The sequence below is a fragment of the Stenotrophomonas sp. MYb238 genome (assembly GCF_009496535.1).
Taxonomy (GTDB): Bacteria; Pseudomonadota; Gammaproteobacteria; order Xanthomonadales; family Xanthomonadaceae; genus Stenotrophomonas.
Genome location: NZ_WIDL01000003.1, coordinates 63,655 through 84,533 on the forward strand (window position 1 = coordinate 63,655; position 20,879 = coordinate 84,533).

The 20,879-nt window shown below is 69.7% G+C and carries 20 protein-coding genes; 8 read left to right on the top strand and 12 right to left on the bottom strand.

The features are described 5' to 3' along the window. Positions 1–5 precede the first annotated feature (5 nt). The 11 genes from CQ393_RS02940 to asnS all read right to left on the bottom strand — a co-directional run bounded on the left by CQ393_RS02940 (position 6) and on the right by asnS (position 9,630). The gene (locus CQ393_RS02940) at positions 6–476 is read right to left on the bottom strand and encodes a hypothetical protein (RefSeq protein ID WP_153190135.1); all 471 of its coding nucleotides are present in this window, start codon (positions 474–476) and stop codon (positions 6–8) included. Between the two features lie 73 nt (positions 477–549). After that, entirely contained in the window at positions 550–1,236 is a 687-nt protein-coding gene (locus tag CQ393_RS02945; RefSeq protein ID WP_153190136.1) for a DUF2461 domain-containing protein, read from the bottom strand. Continuing rightward, on the bottom strand, positions 1,233–2,672 hold the full coding sequence (gene sbcB / locus CQ393_RS02950) for an exodeoxyribonuclease I (RefSeq protein WP_153190137.1): 1,440 nt from the start codon (positions 2,670–2,672) through the stop codon (positions 1,233–1,235). The genes CQ393_RS02945 and sbcB overlap by 4 nt, the downstream gene beginning before the upstream one ends. 75 nt (positions 2,673–2,747) lie before the next feature. Continuing rightward, the gene (locus tag CQ393_RS02955; protein ID WP_153190138.1) at positions 2,748–4,121 is read right to left on the bottom strand and encodes an NAD(P)/FAD-dependent oxidoreductase; all 1,374 of its coding nucleotides are present in this window, start codon (positions 4,119–4,121) and stop codon (positions 2,748–2,750) included. Between the two features lie 18 nt (positions 4,122–4,139). After that, the gene (gene kynU, locus CQ393_RS02960; RefSeq protein WP_153190139.1) at positions 4,140–5,414 is read right to left on the bottom strand and encodes a kynureninase; all 1,275 of its coding nucleotides are present in this window, start codon (positions 5,412–5,414) and stop codon (positions 4,140–4,142) included. A 183-nt stretch (positions 5,415–5,597) separates the two neighbouring features. Then, positions 5,598–6,113 carry a 3-hydroxyanthranilate 3,4-dioxygenase gene (locus tag CQ393_RS02965; protein WP_153190140.1) on the bottom strand — a complete coding sequence of 172 codons (516 nt, stop codon included), beginning with the start codon at positions 6,111–6,113 and terminating at the stop codon, positions 5,598–5,600. Between the two features lie 19 nt (positions 6,114–6,132). Beyond that, complete coding sequence (can, locus tag CQ393_RS02970) at positions 6,133–6,795, bottom strand: carbonate dehydratase (RefSeq protein WP_153190141.1); 663 nt, start codon at positions 6,793–6,795, stop codon at positions 6,133–6,135. Positions 6,796–6,869: 74 nt separating this feature from the next. Then, on the bottom strand, positions 6,870–7,508 hold the full coding sequence (locus CQ393_RS02975) for an FMN-binding negative transcriptional regulator (protein ID WP_153190142.1): 639 nt from the start codon (positions 7,506–7,508) through the stop codon (positions 6,870–6,872). Between the two features lie 7 nt (positions 7,509–7,515). Further along, complete coding sequence (locus CQ393_RS02980) at positions 7,516–7,830, bottom strand: hypothetical protein (protein ID WP_153190143.1); 315 nt, start codon at positions 7,828–7,830, stop codon at positions 7,516–7,518. Continuing rightward, the gene (locus tag CQ393_RS02985) at positions 7,827–8,132 is read right to left on the bottom strand and encodes a hypothetical protein (RefSeq protein WP_153190144.1); all 306 of its coding nucleotides are present in this window, start codon (positions 8,130–8,132) and stop codon (positions 7,827–7,829) included. Before CQ393_RS02985 ends, CQ393_RS02980 begins: the two co-directional genes overlap by 4 nt. Positions 8,133–8,235: 103 nt before the next feature. Then, positions 8,236–9,630 (bottom strand): asparagine--tRNA ligase, encoded by a 1,395-nt coding sequence (gene asnS, locus CQ393_RS02990; protein WP_153190145.1) that lies wholly within the window; start codon positions 9,628–9,630, stop codon positions 8,236–8,238. 147 nt (positions 9,631–9,777) lie between these two features. Here asnS and CQ393_RS02995 point away from each other — a divergent pair, with 147 nt between their 5' ends. After that, positions 9,778–10,116, top strand: coding sequence for an iron-sulfur cluster assembly accessory protein (locus CQ393_RS02995; RefSeq protein ID WP_153190146.1), 339 nt, complete (start codon positions 9,778–9,780; stop codon positions 10,114–10,116). 41 nt (positions 10,117–10,157) lie between these two features. Here the strand turns inward: CQ393_RS02995 and CQ393_RS03000 are convergent, their stop codons facing one another. Next, positions 10,158–11,372, bottom strand: coding sequence for an MFS transporter (locus CQ393_RS03000; protein WP_343199473.1), 1,215 nt, complete (start codon positions 11,370–11,372; stop codon positions 10,158–10,160). 251 nt (positions 11,373–11,623) lie between these two features. On the opposite strand from CQ393_RS03000, the gene rpsF reads away from it, so the two are divergent. From rpsF to CQ393_RS03035, 7 genes are all read left to right on the top strand, one after another. Continuing rightward, positions 11,624–12,055, top strand: coding sequence for a 30S ribosomal protein S6 (gene rpsF, locus CQ393_RS03005; RefSeq protein ID WP_153190148.1), 432 nt, complete (start codon positions 11,624–11,626; stop codon positions 12,053–12,055). Positions 12,056–12,066: 11 nt separating this feature from the next. After that, positions 12,067–12,297, top strand: a complete 231-nt coding sequence (rpsR, locus tag CQ393_RS03010; protein ID WP_054666474.1) for a 30S ribosomal protein S18 — start codon at positions 12,067–12,069, stop codon at positions 12,295–12,297. A 176-nt stretch (positions 12,298–12,473) separates the two neighbouring features. Then, positions 12,474–12,923 carry a 50S ribosomal protein L9 gene (gene rplI, locus CQ393_RS03015; RefSeq protein WP_153190149.1) on the top strand — a complete coding sequence of 150 codons (450 nt, stop codon included), beginning with the start codon at positions 12,474–12,476 and terminating at the stop codon, positions 12,921–12,923. A 417-nt stretch (positions 12,924–13,340) separates the two neighbouring features. Next, positions 13,341–16,844, top strand: coding sequence for a chromosome segregation protein SMC (gene smc, locus CQ393_RS03020; RefSeq protein WP_153190150.1), 3,504 nt, complete (start codon positions 13,341–13,343; stop codon positions 16,842–16,844). Between the two features lie 48 nt (positions 16,845–16,892). Then, on the top strand, positions 16,893–17,630 hold the full coding sequence (zipA, locus tag CQ393_RS03025) for a cell division protein ZipA (RefSeq protein ID WP_153190151.1): 738 nt from the start codon (positions 16,893–16,895) through the stop codon (positions 17,628–17,630). A 100-nt stretch (positions 17,631–17,730) separates the two neighbouring features. Continuing rightward, positions 17,731–20,211: an NAD-dependent DNA ligase LigA gene (ligA, locus tag CQ393_RS03030; RefSeq protein ID WP_153190152.1), complete on the top strand. Its 2,481-nt coding sequence runs from the start codon at positions 17,731–17,733 to the stop codon at positions 20,209–20,211. Then, the gene (locus CQ393_RS03035; protein WP_153190153.1) at positions 20,208–20,684 is read left to right on the top strand and encodes a GNAT family N-acetyltransferase; all 477 of its coding nucleotides are present in this window, start codon (positions 20,208–20,210) and stop codon (positions 20,682–20,684) included. Before ligA ends, CQ393_RS03035 begins: the two co-directional genes overlap by 4 nt. Positions 20,685–20,879 lie beyond the last annotated feature (195 nt).

The window sequence follows — 20,879 nt, forward strand, 5'->3', positions numbered from 1 at the left end:
CGGTCTCAGGCTGGCAGGTCGGGATGGGATTCGGCCCAGCGCCGCAGCATCACCAGGGTCTCGGCCCAGGCCTGGCTGCAGAAGCCGAGGAATTCGCTGTCCGGGTTCCAGCCCAGGTGCCGGAATTCCAGCACCGTCATCGGCTCGCCCTCGTGCGGCAGGCCGCGCCAGGCGCCGGGGCTGGCGCGGCGCGACAGCTCGAAGCGGATCTCGGTGCCGGTCCAGGCCGAGGCCGGGCTCTGCGCCGGATGCCGGCTGATCGTTTCCCAGCGCACGCAGTGCGCGGACGCTTCCAGCACCTTCATCGCCACCACGCCGTGCGCCGGCCCCGGGTTGTGGCTGAGCACCGTCGCGCCGTCGATCACGCTGCCGGTATGGGCGATCCACCAGCGGCCCAGTCCCCCGGCCGTGGCCAGCCCGGCATGGACGGTGGCCAGCGGTGCGTCGATCCAGATCTGGTGATGGATGGCGGCCATGCGGCGGCTCCGGTGGGGCGACTGCCGGCTAGGGTGCCGCAAATCCGCCGGCACGGCGTGAATCCCGCCGTGCTCAGAACTCCAGGTCCAGCGACGCGCACAGGTAATCGACGAAGGGGCCGAGCGCGGCGAGGTCGGCGGCGAGGGTCCGGCGCAGCCGCGGGCCGGTCATGGCCGCATCGTCCAGCGGGCGCCACAGCACCCAGTTGCGGTGCTTGAGGTCGTCGATGAACTCGAAATCGGCGGGGAAGCCGCGCGGCGCGCGCACCAGCTTCTCGCTGGTCTCGAATTCGTAGCGCCGGCGCGTGGCCGGCGCATGCGCGGCGGTTTTCCAGCTGCCGGGGTTGTCGAAGATGAACTGGCGGATGCGGCGCTGCGTGTCCGGCTCCGGATGCCAGATGCCGGCGCCGACGAAGCTCTCGCCCGGCGCCAGGTGGATGTAGTACGACGGCGCCGGCACCTGCTTGCGGCGTTCGTGGAACAGGCGCGCGCCCTGCCAGGTCTTGTACGGGGTCTTGTCGTTGGAGAAGCGCGAATCGCGGTAGATGCGGAACAGCGAGCCGCCGACGGTGCGCGGATCGGCGCGGAAATGCGCGCTGACCTGCGCCAGGTCCGGCTGCAGGTCGGTGATCAGGCGCAGGAACGGCTGCCGCACGTGTTCCTCGTACTCGTGCTTGTGCTCGGCGAACCACGGTTTCTCGTTGTGGCGGGCGAGGCCGCGCAGGAACTTGAAGCTGGCGTCGCTGAAATAGGCGGTCATGGCGTTTCCTGCAGGGTGAGGCGCCACTGCTCCAGTGCATCGAGCAGGGCCAGCGAGGCGGGATTGTCGTGGTGTTCGCCGCGCAGCGCGCTGATCTGCGTCAGGTAGTCGTCCATCGTCTGCTCGGCCATGCCCGGCGTGGCGAAGCGCTGGCGGCGGTAGTCGTCCCAGCGCGCCCGTTCGCCGGCGTCCAGCGTGCGCGGGTGGTTGCGCGCGCGATAGCGGAACAGCAGCTCCGGCAGGCGCGGGTCGCGGAAATTCCCCTCCAGCTGCGCCAGCGCATCGGGCGGGCAGGCGCGCACGCGCGCCAGCTGCGCGCGGTCGCCATCGGCGAGGAAACCGTCGTACAGCGCGCCATCGGGATCGGGCGGACCTTCGGCCGGACGCTCGCGGGCGAACACCCGGCGTACCTTCTCGGCCAGTTCGGGCCCGTGCGCGCGCAGCTGCGCGGCGCGCGCCTCCATGGCCACGGGGTCGATGCACAGCCGCTCGAAATCGGGGGCGCGCAGGTGGTTCCAGGCCACCAGCGCCGGTACCTTGTTCAGGTGCACTTCCTTGAGCGGAATGCGCTGCTGGCCTTCCGGCAGGTCGGCGGCGCGGGTGTACAGGCGCTGCGCGATCTCCTCCCCGGACAGGTCCAGCAGCGCCTGCGGATCGCCGTCCAGGTCGAACACGATCACCCGGTTGCCGATGTGCGGGTGCGTGGCCAGCGGCAGCACCGGCGCGGCGCACAGGCGGCTGGCGGGGTAGCGCATCGAGATGTGCAGCGCCGGCTGCATCGCCACCACGTCCAGCAGGCTGGCGACGAAACGCTTGTCGCGCAGCTTCAGCGCGTAGTCCCACATGCGCGGCTGCGCCTGCCGGAACTTCCGCGCCATGCCAATGGTGGCGTAGACGTCGGACAGCGCCTCGTGCGCGTCGCCCTGACGCACGTCGTTGGCCAAGGCCAGGTGTTCGAGCTTGAACGAGGTGGCGCCGTCCTCGCGCTGCGGCCAGGCGATGCCATCCGGGCGCAGCGCGTGCACCAGCCGCAGCATGTCCAGCAGGTCCCAGCGTGAGTTGCCGCCGCGCCACTCGCGCTCGTAGGGATCGAAGAAATTGCGGAACAGGCCGTGGCGCACGAACTCGTCGTCGAAGCGCAGCGTGTTGTAGCCCAGGGTGCAGGTCTGCGGCCGCGCCATCAGTTCGTTGATGCGGGCGAAGGCCTCGGCCTCGCTCACGCCCTCGGCCAGCGCATGCTGCGGGGTGATGCCGGTGATCAGCGTGGCGATGGGCGAGGGCAGCAGGTCGTTGGCCGGCTTGACGAAGAAGCTGACCGGCTCGTCGATCACCTGCAGTTGCGCGTCGGTGCGCACCGCGGCGAACTGCGCGATGCGGGTGCGGCGCGGGTCCTGGCCGAAGGTTTCGAGGTCGTAGAACAGGAAGGTATCGGGCATGGGGGTCTTACCGTCGGCCAGTCGTCGGCATCATCCGCGGCGACGGTACCGTCGCCCGTCGCAGGACGCGCGCCATCAGTGCGCTCCTTCCAGGGGCGCCAGCTGCGCGTGGATGGTCTTCTCCAGGGCGGTCCAGTCGATGCGCTCCAGCGTGGCGTGACCGGCGGTGGCCTCGGCGAGGATGCGCTGCTGCAGGCGGGTGCGTTCCAGCGCCACCGCGTACGGCGTATGCAGGAAGGTGACCATGGTGTAGTGCGGTACGAAGCGCGTCGGCCAGCGGCGCTGCAGCTCCTGCTCCAGTTCGCGCTGCAGCAGGAAGGCCGGGTCGGCGACGTGGTCGCGCATCTCCAGGTAGTTGTCCAGCGCCATCTGCTGGATCGCCGCGGCGTTGGGCTTGCGCTCGGCCTCGAACGCGGCGAAGGCCTGCGCCGTGTCCTCGTGCGTCTCCAGCAGGTCCGCCAGCGCGATGCAGTCCTCGAAGGCGCAGTTCATGCCCTGGCCGTGGAACGGCACCATCGCATGCGCCGCGTCGCCCAGCAGCACCGCCTTGCCGCCCAGGTGCCAGCGGTCCAGGTACAGGGTGCCGAGCAGGCCGGGCGGATGCTGTTCCCAGTCGCGGCGCAGGTGCGGGATCAGCGGCAGCGCGTCGGCGAATTCGCGCGCGAACAGCGCCTCGGCCTCGGCGCCGCTGCGCACCGTGGCGAAACTGGGGTCGCCCGCGTTGGGCAGGAACAGGGTGACGGTGAAGGTGCCTTCGTCGTTGGGCAGGGCGATGCACATGTAGCGGCCGCGCGGCCAGATGTGCAGCGCGTTGGGTTCGATCAGGAATCCGCCGTCGGCGCCGGGCGGGATCTCCAGCTCCTTGTAGGAGTGGTCGAGGAAGTCGGTGCGTTCGCCCAGCGGCGACTTGCGGTTCATCGCCGCGCGCAGCGCCGAGCCGGCGCCGTCGGCGCCGACCAGCGGCGTGTCGAAGTGGATGTCCTGCGGCTGGTCGTCGCGGTCGTCGATGAAACGCGCGTAGCCGGCATCGAAGTCCACCGTGTGCAGGCGATGGTGGAAGTGGAAGCGGGCGCCGGCATCCTCGGCCAGCTGCAGCAGCGTGGTGTTGAGGTCCTTGCGGTGCACCGACCAGATCACCTCGCTGTCGTCGCGTCCATAGCGCTGCAACTGCGCCGCGCCGCCGCCGCGCGGATGCACCATGCGCCCGCGCATCATCACCGTGCGTTCCATCACCGCGTCCTCCACGCCGGCCCGGCGCAGCGCGTTGCGGCCGCGTTCGGCCAATGCGAGGTTGATGGAGCGGCCGCTTTCGTAGTCGGCCACGCGCGGGTCGCCGCGGCGTTCGTAGACGGTGATGCGCCAGCCGCGGCGCGAGAGCAGGATGGCGAGCAGCGAGCCGGCCAGGCCGGCGCCGATCAGGGTCAGGTGACGCGTGGGGGAAACGCTCAAGTCATTGCTTCCGATGGATCAGGGGCCGGCCCAGGCTTCCACTTCCTCGACGAAGCGCAGCACGTCGCGGTAGCGGTTGTACATGGGGGTCGGGGAAATGCGGATCACGTCCGGTTCGCGCCAGTCGCCGAGCACGCCGACCGACTGCAGGTACTCGAACAGCGAGCGGCCCTGTTCGCGGCCGCCGCTCACGCGCAGCGACAACTGGCAGCCGCGCCGTTCGGTCTCGGCGGGGGTGACGATCTGCAGCACGCTGGACAGGCGCGTGCGCACCAGCGTTTCCAGATAGCCGGTCAACTGCAGCGACTTGGCGCGCAGCGCGTCCATGCCGGCCTGGTCGAACAGTTCCAGAGATGCGCGCAGCGGCGCCAGCCCCAGCACCGGCGGGTTGCTCAGCTGCCAGCCCTCGGCGCCCAGCTCGGGCACGAACTCCGGCGCCATGCGGAAGCGCGTGGCCTGCTCGTGGCCCCACCAGCCGGCGAAGCGCGGCAGCGTGGCGTCGCGGGCATGGCGCTCGTGCACGAAGCAGCCGGCGACCGCGCCCGGCCCGCCGTTGAGGTATTTGTAGTGGCACCACACCGCGAAATCGGGCGCGACGTCGTGCAGCGCCAGCGGCATGTTGCCGACCGAGTGCGCCAGGTCGAAACCGACGTTGGCGCCCTGCGCGCGCGCCAGCCGGGTGATCGCGTCCAGGTCGAACGCCTGGCCGCTGCGGTACTGCACGCCGGGCCACAGCACCAGCGCCACGCGCCTGCCGTGCTCGGCGATGGCGCGTTCGATCGCCGCCATCGACAGCGTGCCGTTGGCCTCGTCCGGCTGCACTTCGATCAGGTCGGTGGCCGGGTCGAAGCCATGGAAGCGGATCTGCGCCTCGACCGCGTGGCGGTCGGTGGGGAAGGCGCCGGCCTCCATCAGGATCGCCGGGCGTTCGCGCGTGGGCCGGTAGAAGCTGACCATCATCAGGTGCAGGTTCACGCTCAGCGTGTTCATCGCCACCACTTCCACCGGCTGCGCGCCGACCACGCGCGCCAGCTGGTCGCGTACCAGGCGGTGGTAGTTCATCCAGTGGGTCGGGCCGGTGAAGTGGCCTTCGACCGCGATGCGCGCCCACAGGTCCATCACTTCCTGCACCATCGCCTGCGCGCCGCGCGGCTGCAGGCCGAGCGAGTTGCCGACGAAGTAGGCCTGGTCGGCGCCCTGGTGCTGCGGGAACAGGAACTGGCCGCGCAGCTGGCGCAGCGGGTCGGCCGCATCGAGCGCGGCGGCGTGGGCCGGGGACAGGAGTTCGTTCATCGGGGCGCGTGCATTGAAGTGTGGCCGCAGTGTACCGCCGGCCCGCGGCACACGGTCGTAGGAGCGGCTTCAGCCGCGATAGGGCTTGCGCGGTGAAGGGTTCGATCGGTAAAGCCCTATCGCGGCTGAAGCCGCTCCTACGGGGGGGCGTTTGGCGGTGCGTTTTTTGCGTGCGGGGGGCGCTCAGGCCTGCGCCGGCAGCGGGTGCACCGCGCCGCATTGCCCGCAGGTGCGGTGCGCCAGCGAGGAATGGAAGCGGTCGAACACCTTGGGCAGGTCGGTCTCGATGTTGCCCAGGTGGAAGAATTCCTCGTACAGCTTGTGGTTGCACTGCTCGCAGTGCCAGGTCACGCCGTCGAGTTCGTGCGGCAGGCGCTTGCGTTCGACCACCAGGCCGACGCCGCCGGGCGGGCGCCGCGGCGAATGCGGCACCCGCGGCGGCAGCAGGAAGATCTCGCCGGCGCGGATCGGGATGTCGCGCACAGCGCCGTCTTCCTGCACCTTGAGCACCATCTCGCCCTCGAGCTGGTAGAACCACTCCGGGCCTTCGTCGTAATGGAAGTCGGTGCGCGTATTGGGCCCGCCGACCACCATGACGATGAAGTCGCCGTTGTCGATCATCCGGTTGCCCACCGGCGGCTTGAGCAGGTGGCGGTTGTCTTCGATCCAGGCGTGCAGGTTGATCGGCGAGGCGAGCATGGTCGGCTCCTGTCGGGAATCAGTCGCGCCGGCCATGGCGCGGGACGAAGGCCAGGGCGCTCTCGTAGGCCGGCTTCAGGTCTTCGGACGCGCCCACGTCGATGCCCATCTCGCTGACGCGGCCGTCCTTCAGGCTGTAGACCCAGCCGTGCACCATCAACTTCTGGCCGCGCGCCCAGGCATCCTCGACGATGGTCGAGCGGCACAGGTTGGCGACCTGCTCGATCACGTTCAGTTCGCACAGGCGGGCGTGCCTGAGTTCGTCGTCCTCGATCGCATCGAGGATCGCCGAGTGCTTCTGCACCACGTCGCCGACATGGCGCAGCCAGTTGTCGGCCAGGCCGACGCGGGTGTTGTGCAGGCAGGCGTGCACGCCGCCGCAGCCGTAGTGGCCGACGATCAGGATGTGCTTGACCTTCAGCTGGTCCACCGCGTACTGCACCACGCTCAGGCAGTTCAGGTCGCTGTGCGCCACCACGTTGGCGACGTTGCGGTGCACGAACACCTCGCCCGGGGCCATGCCGATGATCTGGTTGGCCGGCACGCGTGAATCGGAGCAGCCGATCCACAGGTATTCCGGATGTTGCTGCTTGGCCAGCTGGTGGAAGAAGTCGGGATCTTCCTTGGCGATCCGGTCCGCCCATTCGCGGTTGTTCTGCAGCAGCCTGCGGATGTCTTTCATGTCGGGTGTCCCTGACGTCGGTGGGGAGGAGGGCGCGGCCGCGGTGGCCGTGCCGCCACGGGAAACGGGTGCGCTCAGTCGCCGGCGGCGGCCTGCCCGCGGTGATGGCGCATCCACTGCGCCAGTTCGCCAGGCGCATGGCCCGGCAGCTGTTCCAGCGCGGCGATCACCGCCTGCCGGTTGGCGTCCGGATGGTTCTGGCTAAGTTTCAGCTTGATCTGTACCTGTTCGGTATGGAAGCGGAAGCCGACGATGCCGCGCAGCTGGCGGCGCTGTTCCCCGCGCTCGGGTTCGAAACGCCAGTGCTGGCCCACGCCCGCCTCGAAATGATCGCTGAGTTCGCCTACCAGCGCGGCCAGCGCGTCTTCATCGTCGAACGGTTCCAGGCGGCCGCACAGTTCGGCGCCGGCGTAGTTCCAGGTCGGCACGCGCGCGGCACTGTCCTTGTCCGGATACCAGCTGGCCGAGATGTAGCCATGCGGGCCATCGACCAGCACCTTGGCGGCACCGGCATGGCGCGCCTGCGGGTTGGCCCGCGCCCAGTGGCCGAGCAGTTCGATGCGTTGCCCGTCGCGCCGGTACAGCACCGGCAGCCGGGTCAGTTCGGGCAGGCCGTCGCTGCCGGTGGTCAGCACGGTGACGAACGGGTCGCGCGCCAGCAGGCGATCCAGCCAGACCAGATCATGCTCGGCGAAGGCGCGTGGGGTGAACATCGGCCGCTCAGGCGCGTCCGCCCAGCGACTGCACCATGCGTCCGCGCAGTTCGTCGTCGCTGGCCGCCCGCGGCGGCTGCACCTCGTGCAGCGAGAAGCCGCGCGCCAGCGCATCCTCTTCGTCCAGCCCGTCCCAGGCGACGAACTCGGCGTCGAACAGCTGCGCGCGCGCGGTGTCCTCGCTGTCGTAGCTCAGGGTGTTGCCGTCGCTGTCCAGCACCTCGGCGGTACCGGCCGGGCGCACGCGCAGGCGCGCCCAGACCAGGGTGGTGCCGAGGCTGGCCAGCCACCACTGGTCGGTGGAGGTGTCGATGTCGTTCATGTCATTGCCTGCGAGAAGAGCCACAGCGCCAGCGCCATGCCCAGCCCGCCGCACATCACCAGCAGGGCGATGCGGGCCGGCGTGGCCAGTCCGGACAGCGAGGGGTCGGGGATGCCGGCGAAGCCGCGGCCCAGCAGCCAGCGCAGCGACTGCGGCTTGAGGAAGGCGCCGGCGCCGAAATCGGCCGCCAGCGCCGGATGCCGGTCGCGGATGTGGATCAGCGTCAGCGGCCAGAAGATCAGGAACGCGCTGAGCCCGGCGATGGCCACGCCGACGAAGCACAGGGCGAGGAAGAGCGTCATCGGGCCGGGAACCAGCGAGCGGGAACGAGGGGCCAGAGCTGGGCGCGTCCGCGCGCTGCGTTGGCGTCCACGGGTTTCTCGTTTCTCATCTGGTTCCTCGCCGTCAGAATTCCGCCGAGCCCGGCGCGCGCGGGTAGGGGATGGCGTCGCGGATGTTGGACAGGCCGCAGACGTACACCACCAGCCGTTCGAAGCCCAGGCCGAAGCCGGCGTGCGGCACCGAGCCGTAGCGGCGGAAATCGCGGTACCACTGGTAGTGCTCCGGATCCAGGCCGAACTGCGCCATGCGCGCGTCGAGGATGTCCAGGCGCTCCTCGCGCTGGCTGCCGCCGATGATCTCGCCGATGCCCGGGGCCAGCACGTCCATCGCCGCGACGGTCTTGCCGTCGTCGTTCAGGCGCATGTAGAAGGCCTTGATGTGCTCGGGGTAGTTGGTCACCACCACCGGGCGGCCGACATGTTCCTCGGTCAGCCAGCGCTCGTGCTCGGTCTGCAGGTCCAGGCCCCATTCGACCGGGTAGTCGAACTTCCTGCCGGACTTCTGCAGCAGGCTGACCGCATCGGTGTACTCGATGCGCTCGAACGGCGCGTTGACGAAGGTCTCCAGGCGGGTGACGGCGTCCTTCTGCACGCGCTCGGCGATGAAGGCCATGTCGTCGGCGCGCTCGTCGAGCACGGCGCGGAACAGGTACTTGAGGAAGTCCTCGGCCACGCGCGCGTCTTCGGCCAGGTCGGCGAAGGCGATTTCCGGCTCCACCATCCAGAACTCGGCCAGGTGGCGGGTGGTGTGGCTGTTCTCGGCGCGGAAGGTCGGGCCGAAGGTGTAGACCTTGCTCAGCGCCAGGCAGTAGGCCTCGACGTTGAGCTGGCCGGACACGGTCAGGAAGGTTTCCTTGCCGAAGAAGTCGCGGCTGAAGTCGATGCCGCCGTCTTCGCCGCGCGGCAGGTTGGCCATGTCCAGCGTGGAGACGCGGAACATCTGGCCGGCGCCCTCGGCGTCGGAGGTGGTGATGATCGGCGTGCTGATCCAGTAGTAGCCGTTCTCGTGGAAATAGCGGTGCACCGCCTTGGCCAGGCAGTCGCGGATGCGGGTGACCGCGCCGAACAGGTTGGTGCGCGGGCGCAGGTGCGCCACTTCGCGCAGGAATTCCGGCGACATCGGCTTGGGCTGGATCGGGTAGGTCAGCGGGTCCTCGACCCAGCCGACGATTTCCAGGCTTTCGCCCTGGATCTCGAAGCTCTGGCCCTTGCCCTGCGACTTCACCAGCCTGCCGCTGGCGACGACCGAGCAGCCCGGGGTCAGGCGCTTGACGTCGTCGAAATTGGCCAGCGCATCGGTGGCCACGACCTGGATCGGAGCGAAGCCGGAGCCGTCGCTGACATTGACGAAGGCCAGCCCGTTGGAGGCACGGACCGTGCGAACCCAACCGCGAACCGTGACTTCTCCGCCTTCCGGGATCTTCCCGGCCAGGGCGTGCGCAACGCTGACCACCGTCATGACTTGAATCCTCTGCTGATCGACTCGATCTGTGAACACGGAATTCTAGCGGCTGCGCGGCCGGACAGGCGAGGAATCCGCCATCCCGGGCCGGTACAGCCGGCTTTTCCTATAATCGCCCCCGCAATCCCCCGGAGTCGCTCCCCCATGGCCATCCACCTCACTCCCGTCGCCTTCGCCCGCGTCCAGCGCTTCGTCGAGCAGACCCCCGGCGCGCTGGGCCTGCGTTTCGGCGTGACCCGCACCGGCTGCTCGGGCTGGGGCCACGTCACCGACCTGGCGCGCGAACAGCGCGAGGACGACACCGTGTTCGAGCAGGACGGCGTGCGCATCTTCGTCGACGCCGACAGCCTGGCCCTGGTGGACGGCACCGAGATCGATTTCGGCAAGCAGGGCCTGAGCGAGACCTTCACCTTCAGGAACCCCAACGCCACCGCCGAGTGCGGCTGCGGCGAAAGCTTCACCACCGACGAAAGCCACCGCTGAGGCGGAACAGGCGGGCGCTGGCCGACGCTGCGCCCGACGGTTCACCGGCAGCAGGCCAGCGCCCGCGCCGCGCGGCGGCGGTCCAGTCGCATCGCCACGACCCACAGCAGCAGGCCGACCGCGGCGGTGGCCGCGCCCACGTAACCGGTGGAGGCATGGCCGAAGCCGGCGCCGATCGCCATGCCGCCGAGCCAGGGGCCGAGCGCGTTGGCGGTGTTGAACGCGGCGTGGTTTGAGGCCGCGGCGAGGGTCTGCGCCTCGCCGGCCGCGTCCATCAGCCGGGTCTGCAGGGCGACGGCGAGCGCGCCCATGGTGCCGACCGCGATGATCGCCGGCGCCATGGTCCAGGCCGAACCGGCGGCCAGCGGGAACAGCATCAGCACCAGGATCGACCACGCCAGCAGTACGCCGGCGGCGCGGAACTGCAGGCGGTCGACCAGCTTGCCGCCGGCGACGTTGCCGATGATCGCGCCCACGCCGAACAGCCCCACCGCCACCGGCATCCAGCGCTCGTCCACGCCGGTGACGTCGACCAGGGTCGGCGCCAGATAGGTGAACACGCAGAACATGCCGGCGAAGCCGATCGCGCCGATCGCCAGCGCCAGCCACACCTGCGGGCGGTTGAAGGCGCGCAGTTCGCGCATCGGCGTGGTGCGGACCTCGTCCGGGTCCGGGCGGAGATGGCGCGCGAGCATGGCCACGGTGGCCAGCGCCAGCAGGCTGACCAGGGCGAACGCCGTGCGCCAGACGAACTGCTGGCCCAGCCAGGTGGTCAGCGGGTTGCCGACCAGGATGGCGATGGACAGGCCCAGCAGCACCCGCGAGACCGCCGCGCCGCGCTGTTCCGGTGGGCTGATCGAGGCGGCCACCAGCATCGCCACGCCGAAGTAGGCGCCATGCGGCAGGCCGGCCACGAAGCGGGCCAGCAGCATGCTGGCGTAGTTGGGCGCCAGTGCGCTGGCCAGGTTGCCGGCGGCGTAGAAGCCCATCAGCCAGAGCAGCAGGGTGCGGCGGCTGACGCCGGCACCGGCGAAGGCCAGCAGCGGCGCGCCGACCACCACGCCGATGGCGTAGGCGCTGATCAGGTGGCCGACCTGGGCCTCGCTGATCGCCAGCCCGCGGCTGATTTCCAGCATCAGGCCCATGCTGGCGAACTCGCTGGTGCCGATGGCGAAACCGCCCAGCGACAGGGCCAGCAGGATGAGGGTGCGTTGCCGCGGGTTCAGCGTCGCGGCCAGGGAGGAGGGGGAGGGCACGGCGTATCCGGGATCGGCGTGGAAACGGTTCCATAGTGTACTGCTGCGGCGCAGCATGAGGTCCCGGGGCCGGTGCCACCAGGCGAACGCAGCGTTCAGGCGGCAGGATGGCGCGACTTGTCCGCAAGCCGTCCGCAGTGGATAATGCGCGGCTCCCTGCGCCCCTGGTGCGGGGGTCCTTGCTCCACCGCGTTGCATGGCGGGGGGCTGTCCGGCCCGAAAGGGCTACATCCGAAAGGTAGAAAAAAAACATGAGTCGTCATTACGAAGTCGTGTTCCTGGTCCATCCGGACCAGAGCGAGCAGGTCCCGGCCATGGTCGAGCGCTACAAGGCGCTGGTCGAGGGCAACAACGGCAAGATCCACCGCCTGGAAGACTGGGGCCGCCGCCAGCTGGCCTATCCGATCCAGAACCTGGTCAAGGCCCACTATGTTCTGATGAACATCGAAGCCGACCAGTCGGTGCTGAACGAACTGACCGAAAGCTTCCGCTTCAACGACGCCGTGCTGCGCAACCTGGTCATCAAGCGTGACGAGGCCGAGACCGAGCAGTCGCTGATCATGAAGAGCAAGGACGAGAAGGGCGACAAGCCCGAGCGTGGCGAGCGCCGTCGTCGTGACGACGATGAAGCTGCCAATTCCAACAATGAAGAAGCCGGCGACGACGCCGCCTCTGCCGAATAAGGAGTCAGCTCATGTCCAAGTTCTTCCGTCGCCGCAAGTTCTGCAAGTTCACGGCCGAAGGTGTGAAGGAGATCGACTACAAGGATCTCAACACCCTGCGCCAGTACCTGACCGAGAACGGCAAGATCGTGCCGAGCCGCGTCACCGGCACCAAGTCCAAGTACCAGCGTCAGCTGTCCACGGCGGTCAAGCGCGCCCGTTTCCTGGCGCTGATCCCGTACACGGACAACCACGACGTCTGAGAAAGCCGGGAACCAGTGGCGGCTTCGCCGCTGGGGAACGAGGAACGCAGCAGGGCTCTGGCCTTCACTGTTTCTGGTTCCTGATCGCTGGTTCCCGCCTTCACCCCCGTCCATTCGGACAGCAAGCGTTGCGGTGTGCCTGAAGGGGCATCGCTAACGAATAACGGAGCAAGAAAATGAAGCTGATTCTTCTGCAGAAGGTGACCAACCTGGGCAACCTGGGCGATCTGGTCGACGTGAAGCCGGGCTACGGCCGCAACTTCCTGGTCCCGCACGGCAAGGCCGTGCCGGCCACCGAAGCCAACGTCGCCGCCTTCGAAGCCAAGCGCGCCGACTATGAAGCCAAGGCCAAGGCATCGCACGACGACGCCGAAGCCCGCGCCGCCAAGTTCGCCGACGCCAGCGTCACCATCGGCGCGCACGCGTCGACCGAAGGCAAGCTGTACGGCTCGGTCGGCCCGCGCGACATCGCCGAGGCCTTCACCGCCGCCGGCCTGCCGCTGGAAAAGAGCGAAGTCATCCTCGGCGAGGGCGCCTTCCGCGCCGTCGGCGAGTACGACGTCATCATCAAGCTGCACGCCGACGTGGAAACCACCGTCAAGGTCATCGTCGAAGCCGACGCCTGATCGCTGCGGTTCAAGCTGTATCCGGAACGGGCGCCGCAAGGCGCCCGTTCTTTTTGTCGCTTCCCTCTTGAGGAGACAACCCGGCAGGACTGCCGGATTGCGCGGCGAAGCCGCCCGGAGAGTGGGGCACAGGGATGTGCCGGATGCAGGCGCCCCGCTCGCGAGGCAGGATGCCGAAGCGGACGGCGAAGCCGGCCCGAGGGGCGTGCCGCAGGAGCGGCACGCGAGGGGCGGATGAGGGTACGGGCGAAGCCTCGTGCAGCCGGATGTCGCAAGGCTGCGCCCGTACCCGCACCCAACCCCTCTCCCGCGGTGAGAGGGGCTTATACTGCCCGCGGACCGTTTTTCCCGCGCCCTGATTCCCCGCAAAACCCAACGGTGCCACCCATCGGCCCGGCACTGGAACCCTGCTGCCCCATGCGTCTATCCACGATCAAACTGTCCGGTTTCAAGTCCTTCGTCGATCCCACGACGCTGCACCTGCCGACCAACATGACCGGCGTGGTCGGGCCCAACGGCTGCGGCAAGTCCAACATCATCGATGCGGTGCGCTGGGTGATGGGCGAGAGCTCGGCCAGCCGCCTGCGCGGCGATTCGCTGACCGACGTGATCTTCTCCGGCTCTGCCGGGCGCAAGCCGGTCTCGCAGGCCACGGTCGAGCTGATCTTCGACAACACCGACCACACCATCGCCGGCGAGTACGCCTCGTTCAACGAAATCTCGGTCAAGCGCCTGGTCAGCCGCGACGGCAGCAGCAACTACTACCTCAACGGCACCAAGTGCCGGCGCCGCGACATCACCGACCTGTTCCTCGGCACCGGCCTGGGCCCGCGCAGCTACTCGATCATCGAGCAGGGCATGATCAGCCAGATCATCGAGGCGCGCCCGGAAGACCTGCGTGTCTACCTGGAAGAGGCCGCCGGCATCTCCAAGTACAAGGAGCGCCGCAAGGAAACCGAGACCCGCATCCGCCATACCCGCGAGAACCTGGAGCGCCTGGGCGACCTGCGCGAGGAGATCGGCAAGCAGCTCGAGCACCTGCGCCGCCAGGCGCGGCAGGCCGAGCAGTACCAGGCCCTGCAGGAAGAACGCCGGGTCAAGGACGCCGAGTGGAAGGCGCTGGAATACCGCGGCCTGGATACGCGCCTGGGCGGCCTGCGCGAGGCGCTGGCGCGCGAGGAAACCCGGCTGCAGCAGTTCATCGCCGAGCAGCGCGAGGCCGAGAGCCGCATCGAGACCGGCCGCGTGCGCCGCGAGGAAGCGGCCGAGACGCTGGCCCGCGCGCAGGCCGACGTCTACCAGGTCGGCAGCACGCTGGCGCGGCTGGAACAGCAGATCCAGCACCAGCGCGAGATGGCGCAGCGCCTGCACAAGGCGCGCGACGAGACCCGCCAGGCGCTGGCCGAACTGGGCCAGCACATCAGCGGCGACGAGGCGCGGCTGATGGTGCTGCGCGAGGCGGTGGAGAACGCCGAGCCGCAGCTGGAACAGCTGCAGGAAGAGAACGAATTCCGCCAGGAAGGACTGCGCGAGGCCGAAGCCGCGCTGCACGACTGGCAACAGCGCTGGGAAGCGCACAACCGCAACACCTCCGAAGCCACCCGCTCGGGCGAAGTGGAGCGCACCCGCGTCGATTATCTCGATCGCCAGATCCTGGAAGCCGACCGCCGCCGCGAGGCACTGGCCGCCGAGCGCGCCGGCCTCGACGTGGAGGCGCTGGCCGAGGCGTTCGAGCAGCTGCAGCTGCAGCACGAATCCCAGGCCGCAACGCTGGACGAACTGAACGAGCAGGTGGAACTGCGCAAGGAAAGCGCGGCGACGCTGCAGGAACGGCAGCGTACCAGCCAGGCCGAACTGGCCGAGGTACGCAAGCAGGCGCAGGCCGCGCGCGGCCGCCTGTCTTCGCTGGAAACCCTGCAGCAGGCCGCGCTCGGCCAGGAGCAGGGCGCCGCGGTGGCCTGGCTGAAGGCGCAGGGGCTGGATTCGGCCGCGCGCGTGGGCGAGCGCATCACCGTCGAAAGCGGCTGGGAAAACGCGGTGGAAAGCGCGCTGGGCCAGTTGATCGAAGGCGTGCTGGTGGATGCGCCCGAAGCTCTGGTCGATGCGCTGGGCGAACTGGGCGAAGGCCGCATCGCGCTGGTGTCCGATACCCCGGGCGAGGCGGATTTCGCGCCGACCTCGCTGGCCGCGCGCGTGCAGGGACCGCTGGCGATCCGCCGCCTGCTGGCGCGCCTGCATGGCGCCGAGGACCTGGCCGCCGCGCGCGACCTGCAGCCGCGGCTGGACGAGGGCGATTCGATCATCACCCGCAACGGCGAGCGCCTGGGCCAGGGCTGGGTGCGGGTGTCGCGACAGGGCGCGGCCAAGCAGGGCGCGCTGCTGCGCGAGCGCGAGATCGTCGCCCTGCGCGAGCAGATCGAAGGCCTGCAGGAGCGCGAAGGCGAACTCGAGCGCCAGCTCGGCGCGTTCCGCGAACAGCTGCTGGCCGCCGAGCAGCAGCGCGAGGAAGCGCAGCGGGCGCTGTACCAGGCGCATCGCGGCGCCTCGGAACTGGCCGGGCAGATGCAGAGCCAGCGCGGCCGGCTGGAATCGGCGCGCACCCGCATCGAGCACATCGAGGCCGAGCTTGCGCAGCTGCTCGACGCGCTGGACACCAGCCGCGAGCAGGCCGGGCAGGCGCGGGTGCGGCTGGAGGACGCCGTGTCCAGCATGGGCGGCCTGGAAACCACGCGGCAGGCATTGGAGGGCGAGCGCCGGCAGCTGACCGCAGCGCGCGACCTGGCGCGCGACGCGGCGCGCAACGTGCGCGACAGCATGCACGCGCTGGCGCTGACGCTGGAGTCGCAACGCGCGCAGATCGCCTCGCTGTCGCAGGCGCTGGAACGCATGAGCACCCAGCGCGGGCAGCTGGATTCGCGCCTGGGCGAGCTGCATTCGCAGCTGGACCAGGGCGACACGCCGGTGCAGGCACTGGAGGCCGAACACCAGAACACCCTGGGCGAGCGCGTGCGTGTGGACCGCGTGCTGGCCGAGGCGCGCGCGCAGCTGGACGGCATCGACGCCGAACTGCGCACGCTGGAGCAGACCCGCCACCAGCGCGACGAACAGGCGCTGGCGCAGCGCGAGCGCATTTCCCAGCGCAAGCTCGACCAGCAGGCGCTGGTGCTCAGCGCCGAGCAGCTGCAGGCGGCGGTGGAGAAGGCCGGCTTCGTGCTGGAGGACGTGGTCAACACCCTGCCCGAGGACGCGCGCATCGGCGAGTGGGAACAGGCGGTGCAGCAGATCGACGCGCGCATGCGCCGGCTGGAACCGGTCAACCTCGCCGCCATCCACGAATACGGCGAGGCCTCGCAGCGCGCCGAGTACCTGGAATCGCAGAACGTGGACCTGACCACCGCGCTGGAGACGCTGGAAGAGGCGATCCGCAAGATCGACCGCGAGACCCGCGGCCGCTTCAAGGACACCTTCGACCGCGTCAACGCCGGCGTGCAGGCGCTGTACCCGCGCCTGTTCGGCGGCGGCCACGCCTACCTGGAACTGACCGGCGAGGACCTGCTGGACACCGGCGTGACCATCATGGCGCGCCCGCCGGGCAAGCGCGTGTCCAGCATCTCGCTGCTGTCCGGGGGCGAGAAGGCGATGACCGCGGTGGCGCTGGTGTTCGCCATCTTCCAGCTCAACCCCGCGCCGTTCTGCCTGCTCGACGAGGTGGACGCGCCGCTGGACGAGGCCAACGTCGGCCGCCTGGCCAACATGGTCAAGGAGATGAGCGAGAAGGTGCAGTTCCTGTTCGTCAGCCACAACAAGGCGACGATGGAGGCCGCGCACCAGCTCTCGGGCGTGACCATGCGCGAGCCGGGCGTCAGCCGCCTGGTCAGCGTGGACCTGGAGGAAGCCGCGCGTTTGGCGGGCGCGGCCTGACGTGCCATTCTTTATCGACCTGAACACGTTGACCGGAGAACCCACCGCATGTCCGACATGGCTCTGTTGCGCATCGGCATCCTGGCCGCCGGAGTGCTGCTGATCGCGGCGATCTTCCTGTTCGGGAGGACCCGGAAGCCGGCGCAGGGCAAGCGCCGCGAACCGGTTGATAACGGTGCCAAGCCGCGGCGCGAACCGGTGCTGGGCGCGGACGGCGAGGGCGGCGATGCCGTGGCCGATGCGGACGCCGGCGCGGAAGTGAGCCAGCCGGAGCTGGGATTGCCGGACGTCGAGGCCGCGGCCGGCAGCGAACTGGGCAAGCGCGCCAGCCAGGACTTCGACAAGATCGTCTCGCTGTACGTGGCCGCGCGTGCCGGCCAGGTGCTGCGCGGCGAGGACATCGTGGTCGCCGCCGAGAAGACCGGGCTGGTGTTCGGCTACATGGGTGTCTTCCACCGGCTGGTGGAAGGGCATCCCGAGCGCGGGCCGATCTTCAGCATGGCCAGCATCATGAAGCCGGGCAGCTTCGACATGGCCCGCATCCGCGAGATGGAAACCCCGGCCATCGCCTTCTTCCTGACCCTGCCGGCGCCGATGACCGCGCTCGACGCCTGGGAAAAGATGCTGCCCACCGTGCAGCGCATGGCCGAACTGCTCGACGGCGTGGTGCTGGACGACAGCCGCAACGCGCTCGGGCGCCAGCGCATCGCCCACATCCGCGACGAGCTGCGCGCCTACGACCGCCAGCACCAGGCGCCGCCGCTGACCAAGCCGCCGCGCTGGTGAGTCCAGCCGGGTAAACAAAGGGCGCCGCATGCGGCGCCCTTGTCGTTTCGGCGGCCCGCCACACGCGGTGCATACACCGGCGCGCGGTTAAAATCGGCGCATGACTTCCGACGCCCCCGCCCGCGAGCGCATCGCCGAGCTCCGCCAGCAGCTGTCCGTGGCCGCGCACGCCTACCACGAGCGCGACGAACAGCTGATCCCCGATGCCGAGTACGACCGGCTGATGCGCGAGCTGGAGGCGCTGGAAGCGGCGCATCCGCAGCTGGACAGCGCCGATTCGCCCAGCCACCAGGTCGGCGGCAGGCCGTCCTCGCGCTTCGCCGAGGTGGTGCACGCGATGCCGATGCTGTCGCTGGGCAATGCCTTCAGCGACGAGGAAGTGCACGATTTCGTGCGCCGCATCGACGAGCGCCTGCATCGCCAGCGGCTGCTGTTCTCGGCCGAGCCCAAGCTCGACGGCCTGGCGATCAGCCTGCGCTACGAGGACGGCGCGTTCGTGCAGGGCGCGACCCGCGGCGACGGCACCACCGGCGAGGACGTCACTGCCAACCTGCGCCAGATCAAGGTGATCCCCGCCCGGCTCGACGGCGAGGGCTGGCCGGCGGTGCTGGAGGTGCGCGGCGAGGTCTACATGCCGCGCGCCGATTTCGAGAAATACAACGAGCAGGCGCGCCTGCACGGCGGCAAGGTGCTGGCCAACCCGCGCAACGGCGCGGCCGGCTCGCTGCGCCAGCTCGACCCGAGGGTCAGCGCGCAGCGGCCGCTGAGCTTCTATGCCTACGGCACCGGCGAGGTCGCGGGCGGCGAGCTGCCGGCCACGCATTCGGCCACGCTGGCGCAGCTGGCGCGGTGGGGCTTCCCGGTGAGCGACCTGTGCCGCGTGGTCGAGGGCGCCGACGGCCTGCTCGACTATTACCGCGACATCGGCGCGCGCCGCGACGGACTGGCCTTCGACATCGACGGCGTGGTCTACAAGCTCGACGACCGCGAGGGCCAGCGCGAGATGGGCTTCGTCGCCCGCGCGCCGCGCTGGGCCATCGCCCACAAGTTCCCGGCGCAGGAACAGACCACCCTGGTGGAGGCGATCGGGATCCAGATCGGCCGCACCGGCGCGGCCACGCCGGTGGCGCGCCTGCAGCCGGTGCAGGTGGCCGGGGTGACCGTCACCAACGCCACCCTGCACAACGCCGACCAGATCGCGCGCCTGGACGTGCGCGTGGGCGACACGGTGATCGTGCGCCGCGCCGGCGATGTGATTCCCGAGGTGGTCAGCGTCATCGCCGAGCGCCGCCCCGAGGGCACGCAGCCGTGGACGATGCCGGCGGCCTGCCCGGTCTGCGGCGCGGAGATCGTGCGCGAGGAGGGCGCGGCGGCGTGGCGCTGCTCGGGCGAACTGAGCTGCCCGGCGCAGCGCAAGGAGACCATCGCCCATTTCGCCTCGCGCCGCGCGATGGACATCGACGGGCTGGGCGACCGCTACATCGAGACCCTGGTCGATGCCGGCATCGTGCGCGGCGTGGCCGACCTGTACCGGCTCCGCCGCGATCAGCTGCTGCACCTGAAGCTGGTGCTCGATGCGGACGATCCGTCGGCGCTGGCGGCCAGCCTCAAGCCGCACCTGCCGGCCGAGGGCAGCGGCGCGGCGCTCAACGCCGTGCTCAGGCTCGATGGCACCGACGCCGGCTGGCGCGCGCAGGCGCTGGCATTGCCGGTGGTCTTCGAGTGGAACACGAAGAAGATCGCCAGCAAGTGGGCCGACAACCTGATCGCCGCGATCGACGCCAGCCGCGACGCCACGCTGGAGCGGCTGCTGTTCGCGCTGGGCATCGAGCATGTCGGCGAGAGCACCGCCAAGGCGCTGGCGCAGTGGTTCGGCGACCTGGAGCTGATCCGCCATCTGCCGTGGCCGCTGTTCAAGCGCGTGCCCGACATCGGTGGCGAGGTGGCGCGCTCGCTCGGCCATTTCTTCGAACAGGAAGGCAACCAGCAGGCCATCGACGACCTGCTGCAGGTCGGGCAGGTGCGCATTGGCGACACCCATCTGCCCTCGGCGCGGCTGCGCGAGGGGCTGGACCTGCCGCAGCTGCTGGTCGAGGCCGAGATTCCCGGCATCACCCGGCTGCGCGCCGAGAAGCTGGCGGCGGCATTGCCGTCCGCGCAGCAGATACTCGATGCCGAGCCGGAGCACTTCATCGCCGCCGGCCTGCCGGAGGACACCGCGCGCGGGCTGGTGCAGTGGCTGGAAGGCGAGAACCACGGCCAGTTGCTGCTCAAGGGCGAAGCGCAGATGCTGCGCCTGCTGGAACTGGCGCCGGAAGCCGCCGCGCAGCCGGCCGGCCCGCTCGAGGGGCAGACCGTGGTGCTGACCGGCACGCTGGCGGTGCTGACCCGCGATGCCGCCAAGACCAAGCTCGAAGCGCTGGGCGCCAAGGTCGCCGGCAGCGTGTCGAAGAAGACCGCCTTCGTGGTCGCCGGCAGCGAGGCCGGCTCCAAGCTGGACAAGGCCAACGACCTGGGCGTGGAAGTGTGGGACGAACCGCGCCTGCTCGCTTTCCTCGCCGAACACGGACAACAGCCATGAACCTGCGTTTCCGCCTCGCCACGCCCGAGGATTTCCCGCGCCTGCTCGCGATGGTGCGCGCCTTCTACGCCGAGGACCGGATCGCGTTCGATCCGGCGCTGGTCGAGCCGGGCCTGCGTACGCTGCTGGCCGAACCGGCCTGCGGCGCGGTATTGCTGCTGGAAGGCGACGACGTGGCCGAAGCCGGCTACATCACCCTGGGCTGGTGCTTCAGCGTGGAGCAGGGCGGCCGCTTCGTGCTGCTGGACGAGTTGTACCTGGCGCCCGCCGCGCGCGGTCGCGGTTGGGGCCGGCTGGCGCTGGCGCTGGCGCGCGACTGGGCGATCGTCGAGGGCGCCAGCGTGATGCGGCTGGAGGTGAACCACCACAACGCCAGGGCCAAGGCGCTGTACCTGTCGGCCGGCTACCGCGACGACGAACGCGACATCCTGACCCTGCCGCTGGCCGTCACGCCGAAGGGGCTGCATCCATGAAAAAACGGCAGGACAGCCGTTTTTCACGGCGAAGCCGCCCGAAGGGCGGCGCACGGCCGGTTTCTGCTCCTGCAAAACCGGCATTTCCGCCATCTATGGCGGTCAGGTGTGCGGCATGAAAAAACGACAGGACAGCTGTTTTTCACGGCGAAGCCACCCGAAGGGCGGCGCGCGGCCGGTTTCTGCTCCTGCAAA

Excerpts from the sequence above, each read along its gene's own strand:
- rpsR (WP_054666474.1), top strand. The coding sequence starts at position 12,067 with ATGTCCAAGTTCTTCCGTCGCCGCAAGTTCTGCAAGTTCACGGCCGAA.
- ligA (WP_153190152.1), top strand. The coding sequence starts at position 17,731 with ATGACTTCCGACGCCCCCGCCCGCGAGCGCATCGCCGAGCTCCGCCAG.
- CQ393_RS02965 (WP_153190140.1), bottom strand. The coding sequence starts at position 6,113 with ATGCTCGCCTCGCCGATCAACCTGCACGCCTGGATCGAAGACAACCGC.
- rplI (WP_153190149.1), top strand. The coding sequence starts at position 12,474 with ATGAAGCTGATTCTTCTGCAGAAGGTGACCAACCTGGGCAACCTGGGC.
- CQ393_RS02940 (WP_153190135.1), bottom strand. The coding sequence starts at position 476 with ATGGCCGCCATCCATCACCAGATCTGGATCGACGCACCGCTGGCCACC.
- sbcB (WP_153190137.1), bottom strand. The coding sequence starts at position 2,672 with ATGCCCGATACCTTCCTGTTCTACGACCTCGAAACCTTCGGCCAGGAC.
- CQ393_RS02945 (WP_153190136.1), bottom strand. The coding sequence starts at position 1,236 with ATGACCGCCTATTTCAGCGACGCCAGCTTCAAGTTCCTGCGCGGCCTC.
- can (WP_153190141.1), bottom strand. The coding sequence starts at position 6,795 with ATGAAAGACATCCGCAGGCTGCTGCAGAACAACCGCGAATGGGCGGAC.
- kynU (WP_153190139.1), bottom strand. The coding sequence starts at position 5,414 with ATGAACGAACTCCTGTCCCCGGCCCACGCCGCCGCGCTCGATGCGGCC.
- CQ393_RS03035 (WP_153190153.1), top strand. The coding sequence starts at position 20,208 with ATGAACCTGCGTTTCCGCCTCGCCACGCCCGAGGATTTCCCGCGCCTG.
- asnS (WP_153190145.1), bottom strand. The coding sequence starts at position 9,630 with ATGACGGTGGTCAGCGTTGCGCACGCCCTGGCCGGGAAGATCCCGGAA.
- CQ393_RS02975 (WP_153190142.1), bottom strand. The coding sequence starts at position 7,508 with ATGTTCACCCCACGCGCCTTCGCCGAGCATGATCTGGTCTGGCTGGAT.
- CQ393_RS02995 (WP_153190146.1), top strand. The coding sequence starts at position 9,778 with ATGGCCATCCACCTCACTCCCGTCGCCTTCGCCCGCGTCCAGCGCTTC.
- zipA (WP_153190151.1), top strand. The coding sequence starts at position 16,893 with ATGTCCGACATGGCTCTGTTGCGCATCGGCATCCTGGCCGCCGGAGTG.
- CQ393_RS02985 (WP_153190144.1), bottom strand. The coding sequence starts at position 8,132 with ATGACGCTCTTCCTCGCCCTGTGCTTCGTCGGCGTGGCCATCGCCGGG.
- rpsF (WP_153190148.1), top strand. The coding sequence starts at position 11,624 with ATGAGTCGTCATTACGAAGTCGTGTTCCTGGTCCATCCGGACCAGAGC.
- smc (WP_153190150.1), top strand. The coding sequence starts at position 13,341 with ATGCGTCTATCCACGATCAAACTGTCCGGTTTCAAGTCCTTCGTCGAT.
- CQ393_RS02980 (WP_153190143.1), bottom strand. The coding sequence starts at position 7,830 with ATGAACGACATCGACACCTCCACCGACCAGTGGTGGCTGGCCAGCCTC.